This is a genomic window from Streptomyces scopuliridis (assembly GCF_042790125.1).
Taxonomy (GTDB): domain Bacteria; phylum Actinomycetota; class Actinomycetes; order Streptomycetales; family Streptomycetaceae; genus Streptomyces; species Streptomyces scopuliridis_A.
On the sequence record NZ_JBHTZS010000060.1, the window covers coordinates 7,902 to 15,795 of the forward strand.

Genomic DNA, 7,894 nt, shown 5'->3' on the forward strand with positions numbered 1-7,894 from the left:
GCCTCTCACCGTGTGCGGTGAGAGGAGCCCGCCGGGCAGTGGCTTCATGTGTTCGCCGGACGGCTCAGGCTGCTGCTCGGCGAGCGGAGCCTGAGCCTCAATCCGGGCCGAGGCCGCGGAGTTCGACGCGGGCCGGATTCAATGCCCCGGACAGGCCCGCGGTGGCCGCCCCATCGACCGCGTATCGGACCACGCCGAGCGTCTTGCCATCTCAGCAAGGCGATTAGGCGCCCGCGGACACGTGCGTACAGGCTGCGTCCAGAAGGTTCTGGCTCACAACCGAAAGCCGGTGCCTCTCGCACTCGTCCGTTTTCCCTTATTCGCTGGGAGCGCCTCCGGGTCGAGCAGCGCGTCGGTGGTCGGGATACCCGAGGAAGCAGCTGATGGAAAATCGCCACGTCGTGATCATTCCGATTGAGATCGATGAGGAAAAGGAGAGCGATTATCTCGACGCCTGGCAGGACGCCGCGGAGGTGATGGCAGCTCAGCCCGGTTTCATTCGGACGTACATGTTCCGCACGATCGTTCCGGGGAGCACATTCTCTCTCGTGAACGTGGCGGAATGGCAGTCCACCGCCCACTGGGAAGAGGCGATGAACGTCTGCCCGATGATGGGGCAGCAGATAGCCGTCGCCCATGCCTCGAACTACGAGGCGATCCGGACGGTCCTGCCCACGCGGCAGCTGAGCTCCGGCGACGGCCACATCCCCGCTGACCTGTCGCCTGCCGAGGCGCGTCGCCGCGCCGTGGACGGGGACCTCACGCTGGTCGATGTCCGTGAAGACGATGAATGGGCGGCACGTCACCCGGCCGGCGCCGTCCATGCCGCGCTCAGCACGTTTCCGGGCTCGCTGCCGGATCTGCCTGACGGCCCGCTGGCCTTCGTATGCCGCACGGGCACACGCAGCGTGCAGGGCGGCGCGCAGGCGATCCGCGCGGGCCGGTCCTCCGTCTACAGCGTGGCAGGCGGCCTTGAGGCATGGGAAGCGGCAGGGCTGCCGGTCGCACTCCCCGGCCGCGATCGCGCCGCGGCCGCGGTACGTGAGGACTGACGACAGCAGAACCGGCCGACAACCGTCGCACACATCACCCGGCATGAGGCCGGCCGGGTAAGCCATCCGCCTCGCACCCTTCGGGAAATCACCTACGCCCTTTCAGACGGTGATCTTTTGTGAAACGGGTGAGCTGCGGCGGCGGATTCCCGAGACGGAATTACCCGGGTACGCCATCCCGGAAAGGAGTCACCCCATGTTTTTTGTCGACACCCTGGAGTTCGAGGGTCTGGGCAACCGTAGTTACCTGGCCGGCGGTCCGAGAGCGGCGGTCGTGGTCGATCCGCCGCGGGACGTCGATCAGGTGATCGCCACCGCCGCGCGGCGAGGAGTGCGCATCGCCTATGTGGCAGAGACCCACGTGCACAACGACTATGTCACCGGCGGGCTGGAGCTGGCCCGCCTCACCGGCGCCCGCTATCTGGTCCCGGCCGACGCCAACGTCTCGTTCCCCCGCACTCCCGTCACGGACGGCACCACGTCCGAGGTGGACGAGCACCTGGTGCTGCGTGCGATGGCCACCCCGGGCCACACCCCGCACCACACCTCGTACGTCCTGGAGGAGGAGGGACGCGCGGTGGCGGTCTTCACCGGCGGCTCGCTGCTGATCGGCTCCGTGGGGCGTCCGGACCTGGTGGACCCCCGGCTCACCGAACATCTGGCCCGCGCGCAGCACGCCTCCGTCCACCGGTTGGCGGCAACGCTCGACGACGAGGTGCCCGTGCTGCCCACACACGGCTTCGGCAGCTTCTGCTCCTCCTCACAGGCCGAGGGCGATACGAGCACGATCGGCCAGGAACGCGCCGGCAACGAGGCTTTCACCCTGGATGTGGACACCTTCGTGAAGCAGGTCCTGGCCGGGCTGGAGGACGTGCCCGCCTACTACACGCACATGGGCCCGGCCAACGCCGCCGGCCCCGCGCCCGTCGATCTGTCCCCGCCCGAGCCCGCCGACGCCGTACAGATCGCGGAACGGCTGGCGGCGGGTGAGTGGGTGGTGGACCTGCGCAACCGGGTCGCTTTCGCCGACGGCCATGTGGCCGGATCGTTCAACTTCGAGGGCACCGGCAAGCCCGCCACCTATCTCGCCTGGCTGATCCCGTGGGGCAAGCCGGTCACCCTGCTCGGCGACACCCCGGCGCAGATCGCCGACGCGCAGCGGGAGTTGACCCGGGTCGGCATCGACCGCCCGGCTGCCGCCGCCACCGGGGATCCAGCCGCCTGGGTCCGTGAGGGGGAACCGCTCGCCTCCTTCCCGCGCGCCCGCTTCGCCGACCTCGCCGACGCACACGAGCACAGCGAGGACGAGGACGTGGTGGTACTGGATGTGCGCCGGGATTCCGAACGCGCGAACGGCTTCATCGAGGGCTCCGTGCACATGCCGCTCCACGAACTGCACGGCCGGATCGGTGAGGTGCCGGACGGCACGGTGTGGGTGCACTGCGCCGGCGGGATGCGCGCGGCGACGGCCGCTTCCCTCCTGGACGCGACCGGACGAAAGGTCGTCGCCATCGATGACGACTTCGAGGCCGCCGCCGGCACGGGCCTGAGCATCACCCGGCCTTGACTCCTTTCCACCCGCACAGAAGGCACGCGATGTCCCTCTTCCGCCACGGTCCCGGCCGCCTCGGCCCCGAACAGGCCCGCCCCCGCGTCACCGGGACCGGGCTGCCGGTGGCCGGCGACAGCCGGCACAGGGGGCGAAGAGCGTGACCGCCCTGGTCCTGGCCCTGACCGCAGGAGCCGTCGTCGGCCTGGCGCTCGGCGCCCTCGGCGGCGGCGGCAGTGTCCTGGCGGTGCCCGCGCTGATCTACCTGCTCGGCTTCACCCCCGCCGCGGCCACCACTGCCGGCCTGATCATCGTCACCGCCACGTCCCTGACCGCCCTGTACGCGCACGCGCGGGCCGGGCGGGTGCGGTGGAAGGCCGGAGCAGCGTTCGCGGCCGCCGGGGTTCTTCCAGCGGCTGCCGCCGGAGCCGCCGCCGCCCACGTGCCCCAAGCCGTCCTCACCACTGCCTTCGCCGCCATAGCCGCCCTCTCCGCCATCACAATGCTCCGGCCCGCTGACACCGCTCGCTCCGGGAGCGGCGGCGTCAGGCCGGGCAAGGCAGCCGGGGCCGGTGCCGGCCTGGGCACGCTGACCGGACTGCTCGGTGTGGGCGGCGGCTTTCTCACCGTCCCCACCCTGATCACCGTCCTGGGCTTCGAGATGGAGGCCGCGGTCGGCACCAGCCTGCTGGTCATCACGGCCAACTCGCTGGCCTCCCTGGCCACTCGCTCCGGCACCGCCGCCTCGCTCGACTGGGCGGTGATCGGCCCGTTCATCGGAACCGCGATCCTGGGCGCCTGGGACGGCAAGCGCATGGCCGCGAAGGTCTCCGGGCCCCGCTTGCAGCGCATCTTCGCGGTGGTCCTGCTGGCCGTGGCCGCCTTCATGCTTGCCGACGCTGTGACGTGATGGCAGCTCAGGCCGGCGGCCTTTTCTCCAGACAGGCCAGGTTCAGGTCGTTCGCCGATCGGGAGCCCCGTCTCGTCGTCGGCCAGTCAAGGGCACGGACAGGGCGGGCGTGCCTGCCAGCGGCACGCCGGCCTTCCCTCATTCCCGGCTCCACGGCCCCGGCATCTGGCCCGTGCCGTCGCCGCTGTCACCGTGAGACGCCCGACAGCAGCATCGCCGCCACCACGACGGTGAGCAGCCCGACGTACGCCCAGGCGTAGATCCGGTCGGGGATACGCGGTGGACGCCGCCGCAGCACCCCGATGACCGGCAGGGCGCCGGCGAGCAGGGCTGCGGCGGCACCGGGGTCGACGAGGCCCACCAGGTGGGCGTGCGCACCGACGGAGGCCGGGAGCGCGGCGCCGCCGAGCGAGACCGCGGTGGCCGGGAGCGCGATGGCCAGGGTGAGGGGGTTGGCCAGCGCGCTCGCCACGTGCATCGTGTGCCCGGCGCGCCGCATCGCGGGGACCGTCATGACGCTGCCCCCTACACCGAGGAAGGCCGCGACCGCGCCGATGGGGGCGCCGAGGACGGCCGGCAGCGTCCGTGATCCGCCGGCCGGCTCCTCGATGTGCCCGCGAGGGCGCAGGAATCCCGGCCGCAGCAGCAGGTCAACGATGGTCACGGCCACGTATGCGACGAACAGCCACAGGACCAGCGCCGGTGAGGCGAGGCGGGCGGCGAGCGCACCGGCGGTGGCGCCGGTCGCCAGCAGCAGGAGCAGCCCCGTGCTGCCGCGGAGGGCGGCGAGCACGCGCCGGGGTGTGACGGCCGTCGCGAACGCCGCGCTCACCAGCATCACCAAGGCCGAGGTGGATGTCGCCACCCGTATCGCGTCCGCGCCGAGCCCGGCGTCCGCCCATACCACCACCGGCACCGTGGCGAACCCGCCGCCGAACCCGAACAGAACCGTCGTCACTCCGGTGAGGAGCCCGATCCCGACCAATATCGCAATGTCCACGGGACCACCCCATCAGGACCGCCACCTGTCTCGCATGCGAAGCTCGGCACAGTTCTTTCGCGTCCCGGCCAGTACGGTGGTGAGGTGAGAAACGTCTCCGCGGACGCCGTCGACCACGTCGAGCGGGTCGTCCTGCCGATCGGCACCGACTATCCGCCGGGCCACGTGCTGGACTGGCACGAGCATCGCCGCGCGCAGTTCCTCTACGGCGCCACCGGGGTCATGGTCGTCGACACCGACGCCGGCACATGGACCGTCCCGCCGGAGCGGGCCGTCCTGATTCCGGCCGCCACCCGGCACCGGGTCAGGATGCTGGGCGTGAGCACCCGGAGCCTGTACATCGAGCCGGACGCCGTTCCCTGGTGGCCCGCCATGTGCACGGTCGTGGACGTAGCACCACTGCTGCGGCAACTCCTCCTGAGCGCAGTCGAGTTCGAGGCCGACTACAGCCCGTCGGGGCGGGAGGGGTGCATCGCCGAGCTCCTGCTGTACGAGATCGCCGGACTCACCCCGCTCCCCTTCCATGTCGCGATTCCGCCCTCCGCCGACCTGGCGAAACTGTGCCGGGAGTACCTGGCCGCACCGGACGCCGGCACGACCAACGCGGTCTGGGCCCGCCGGACGGCACAGAGCGAGCGGGCCTTCACCCGGCGCTTCCGCGCGGAGACCGGCGACAGCCCCGCCGTCTGGCGGGCCCGCGCCCGCCTGCTCGCGGCCGTCCCGCTGCTGCGCACCGCCTCCGTCACCGAGGTCGCAGGCCGCCTCGGCTACGCCTCCCCCGCCGCGTTCACCACCGCCTTCACCCGCGCCTTCGGCCTGCCACCATCCCGTTTCGCCGCCCGCGGCCAGGCGGGATCGGCGCGTCGTCCGTAGCGGATCCGGAGCCGGTTGAACTGGTGCGGCCAGGCGAAGGCCCGTTCCACCACCCGGTGTTGGCGTCGTCGGCCTGTTCGGGGTGCATGTCGTATCCACCGGGGAAAATAGTAGCCATGGACATAGTCGCCATGTAATCTATTCGGCATGAGCAAGGTTTCACCGAGCCCCACGCCCGGCTTCCTGGTATGGCGGCTCGCCAACAAGTGGCGCGTCGCGGTCGATCGCGCGGTGGCCCCGCTGGGCCTCACCCACGCGCAGTACTCACTGGTGGCGTCGCTGCACGGCATGCAGCGCACCGGCGAGCGGCCCAGCCAGCGCCGGCTCGCCGACCACACCGGCCTGGAGGCGCTGTACGTCTCGAAGCTGGCGCGCGCCCTGGAGTCGGCCGGTCTGATCCAGCGCACCCGCGATCCCCGCGATCCCCGCGCCGTACAGCTCGCCCTCACCGAGCAGGGCCAGGCCATCACACGGCAGGCCATCGCGGCGGTCCAGGAACTGCTTCAGCAGTTGCTGGAGCCGCTCGGCGGCCTCGACGCCCCGCGGACGCGCGCCTTCACCGACGAGCTGACGACCCTGCTCGACACACCTCTCACTCCATCCGTACCGAACGACGAGAGCACTCAGGGGACATCACCATGACCACCACCACCGCATCCACGAGCACCGAAACCGTCGCCGACGCCCGCGTCCTCGCGCTGGCCCACTACGCCGCCCGCGGCGTCCTGGAACAGGTCCTGGCCCGGCACGGCATCACGTTCCAGCAGCAGATCGCCCTGCGCGCCGCCCTTACCGCCGACGCCCCGCAGACGGCGGACGATCTCGTCACCCAGGTCCAGGGCTCCCTCAAGGCCGATCCGGCCGACGTCCGCGCCACTCTCGACGAGCTGCTGGCCAAGCAACTGCTCCTCACGGACGGCGCGCACCTTCGCCTCACGGATGCGGGGCGCGAGCTGACGGCCGCCATCGGCGCGGAGGTCGCCCCCGTCAGCGCCCGAGTCTGGGGCGGGATACCGGCCGCGGACCTGGCCGCCGCCGGCCGCGTCCTCGCCCTGGTCACCGAGCGCGCCAACGCGGAGCTTGCGGCGCTGAACACCTGACCGCCCGACCGGGAGAGTTCCGGCGCGCGGCGGCGCGCCTGCCGGGCAGACATACACGTCCGGAGCGCGCCTTGCCCAGCGCCTCGCGCAACTCGTCGTCGCTGACGCCGGGGCGGCCGAGCGTCAGGTTCTCCCGGATCGAACCGCCGAAGGTGTACGGAAACTGGGTGACCACGCCGAAGAGTTGGCGCAGCGCCTCGTGGTCGTAGTCGTCCAGCGGACGGCCGTCCACCAGGACCGTTCCCACGGTCGGTCGCAGCAGCCCGGTGAGAAGCCGCGACAGCGTCGTCTTGCCGGAGCCGGTGGAGCCGACGATGGCCAGTTTCGAGCCGGGTGTCACGCGGAAGCCGATGTTCTCAAGCACCTGGGGCGCGCCGGGGCCGTACCGGAAGCCGACCCCGCGCAACTCGGTCCCGCCACGCAGTTCCACCGGCCTCAGTGCCTGTGAACGGGCCGGTTCGGGTTCTTCGTCCAGTACGTCGTAGATGCGTTCCAGGTGCGAGCCGATCGTCTGCAGGTAGCGCAGCGGCGTGGCGTTTCCGGAGTGGGCGCCGACGTCGCCGCAGCGAGGGGACGGCGCCCCAGAAGGGGTGCCGTCACAGCCCCTCCGGCCAGGCGCATCAGGCGGCGGCGCGGGGCTGGAAAACGTCCACCGCCTGAAGCGATCGAGAAGACGGAGCGTCAAAGAAATGGCCACTCAGCGACAAGGGTGCGGCTCTTCGCCAGTGCCAGGATCAGGGCACTGTTCTTGCAGAACTCGGAGAGGGATGAACGATGCGTGTGCCTTGTGTTCTGATCACTCGTGCTGTCACCGTGGAGGTGTCACATGGCTAAGACCGTGCTCACGCGTGGAGCCATGATCGGCGCAGCCGCTGCCGTGCTCATCGGTTTCGCGTCGGCTCCGGCTTCAGCTGCCAACTTCGGCATTCAGCTTCCGAACGGCCGTGGCTATATGACGTTCATCGACGGTGGGGACGAATTCATCGTCTGCGACACCAAGGTTGACGACCATGGCGTCACTGGATATCTGCGGACTGTCACCACCGATGGCCGCATAGTCACCGTTGACACCTGGTCCGATGGCGGCGACAGCGGCTGCGGCGGGGGGACGCACGACATCATCGGCAACCAGCCCCACGACATGGTGCTGTGCTGGCACGGGGGTGGCGCCTGCGTGGTCTCCCGCGTCTTCGATGAGAACGAGTAAGCCCGCGAGGCATCGAGGCTCGGGCCGGTGCGGGCGATCAACCGGTGCGCCTGGGTGAATTGCGGAGGGCGTGGCAACACGTGATCACTGACGTGTGGTGACGCAGCCGGGGCAAGACGCTCGGCCGGGGGGTGACGCCGCCGCGGGGTGTGGCCAGCGGGTGGAGGGGGGGGGGCCGACACACCGGCGTAATAACACGCGGG

General features: G+C 70.8%; 9 protein-coding genes. 7 read left to right on the forward strand and 2 right to left on the reverse strand.

Going from position 1 to position 7,894, the window contains the following annotated elements:
- Nucleotides 1–383: 383 nt before the first annotated feature.
- The 3 genes from ACFRKB_RS38495 to ACFRKB_RS38505 all read left to right on the forward strand — a co-directional run bounded on the left by ACFRKB_RS38495 (nt 384) and on the right by ACFRKB_RS38505 (nt 3,511).
- Nucleotides 384–1,052, forward strand: a complete 669-nt coding sequence (locus ACFRKB_RS38495) for a rhodanese-like domain-containing protein (protein ID WP_383111245.1) — start codon at nt 384–386, stop codon at nt 1,050–1,052.
- 196 nt (nt 1,053–1,248) lie between these two features.
- Nucleotides 1,249–2,619 (forward strand): rhodanese-like domain-containing protein, encoded by a 1,371-nt coding sequence (locus ACFRKB_RS38500; RefSeq protein ID WP_383111246.1) that lies wholly within the window; start codon nt 1,249–1,251, stop codon nt 2,617–2,619.
- 142 nt (nt 2,620–2,761) lie between these two features.
- Nucleotides 2,762–3,511, forward strand: a complete 750-nt coding sequence (locus ACFRKB_RS38505; protein ID WP_383111247.1) for a sulfite exporter TauE/SafE family protein — start codon at nt 2,762–2,764, stop codon at nt 3,509–3,511.
- 187 nt (nt 3,512–3,698) lie between these two features.
- Here the strand turns inward: ACFRKB_RS38505 and ACFRKB_RS38510 are convergent, their stop codons facing one another.
- A complete protein-coding gene (locus tag ACFRKB_RS38510; RefSeq protein ID WP_383111248.1) occupies nt 3,699–4,511 on the reverse strand; it encodes a TSUP family transporter in 813 nt (270 codons plus the stop codon).
- 84 nt (nt 4,512–4,595) lie between these two features.
- Between ACFRKB_RS38510 and ACFRKB_RS38515 the strand changes: the two genes are divergently transcribed.
- The 3 genes from ACFRKB_RS38515 to ACFRKB_RS38525 all read left to right on the forward strand — a co-directional run bounded on the left by ACFRKB_RS38515 (nt 4,596) and on the right by ACFRKB_RS38525 (nt 6,484).
- Complete coding sequence (locus ACFRKB_RS38515) at nt 4,596–5,384, forward strand: AraC family transcriptional regulator (RefSeq protein WP_383111249.1); 789 nt, start codon at nt 4,596–4,598, stop codon at nt 5,382–5,384.
- 147 nt (nt 5,385–5,531) lie between these two features.
- Nucleotides 5,532–6,026 carry a MarR family winged helix-turn-helix transcriptional regulator gene (locus ACFRKB_RS38520; protein ID WP_383111250.1) on the forward strand — a complete coding sequence of 165 codons (495 nt, stop codon included), beginning with the start codon at nt 5,532–5,534 and terminating at the stop codon, nt 6,024–6,026.
- Nucleotides 6,023–6,484 carry a MarR family transcriptional regulator gene (locus ACFRKB_RS38525; RefSeq protein ID WP_383111251.1) on the forward strand — a complete coding sequence of 154 codons (462 nt, stop codon included), beginning with the start codon at nt 6,023–6,025 and terminating at the stop codon, nt 6,482–6,484. Before ACFRKB_RS38520 ends, ACFRKB_RS38525 begins: the two co-directional genes overlap by 4 nt.
- Here ACFRKB_RS38525 and ACFRKB_RS38530 read toward each other — a convergent pair.
- On the reverse strand, nt 6,441–6,914 hold the full coding sequence (locus tag ACFRKB_RS38530; protein ID WP_383111252.1) for an ATP-binding cassette domain-containing protein: 474 nt from the start codon (nt 6,912–6,914) through the stop codon (nt 6,441–6,443). The two genes, ACFRKB_RS38525 and ACFRKB_RS38530, sit on opposite strands and share 44 nt — an antisense overlap.
- Nucleotides 6,915–7,310: 396 nt before the next feature.
- On the opposite strand from ACFRKB_RS38530, the gene ACFRKB_RS38535 reads away from it, so the two are divergent.
- Complete coding sequence (locus tag ACFRKB_RS38535) at nt 7,311–7,691, forward strand: hypothetical protein (protein ID WP_383111253.1); 381 nt, start codon at nt 7,311–7,313, stop codon at nt 7,689–7,691.
- Nucleotides 7,692–7,894 lie beyond the last annotated feature (203 nt).

What these genes read in the sequence shown, in the direction of transcription:
- ACFRKB_RS38495 (WP_383111245.1), top strand. Translation starts at nt 384, where the DNA reads ATGGAAAATCGCCACGTCGTGATCATTCCGATTGAGATCGATGAGGAA.
- ACFRKB_RS38500 (WP_383111246.1), top strand. Translation starts at nt 1,249, where the DNA reads ATGTTTTTTGTCGACACCCTGGAGTTCGAGGGTCTGGGCAACCGTAGT.
- ACFRKB_RS38520 (WP_383111250.1), top strand. Translation starts at nt 5,532, where the DNA reads ATGAGCAAGGTTTCACCGAGCCCCACGCCCGGCTTCCTGGTATGGCGG.
- ACFRKB_RS38525 (WP_383111251.1), top strand. Translation starts at nt 6,023, where the DNA reads ATGACCACCACCACCGCATCCACGAGCACCGAAACCGTCGCCGACGCC.
- ACFRKB_RS38535 (WP_383111253.1), top strand. Translation starts at nt 7,311, where the DNA reads ATGGCTAAGACCGTGCTCACGCGTGGAGCCATGATCGGCGCAGCCGCT.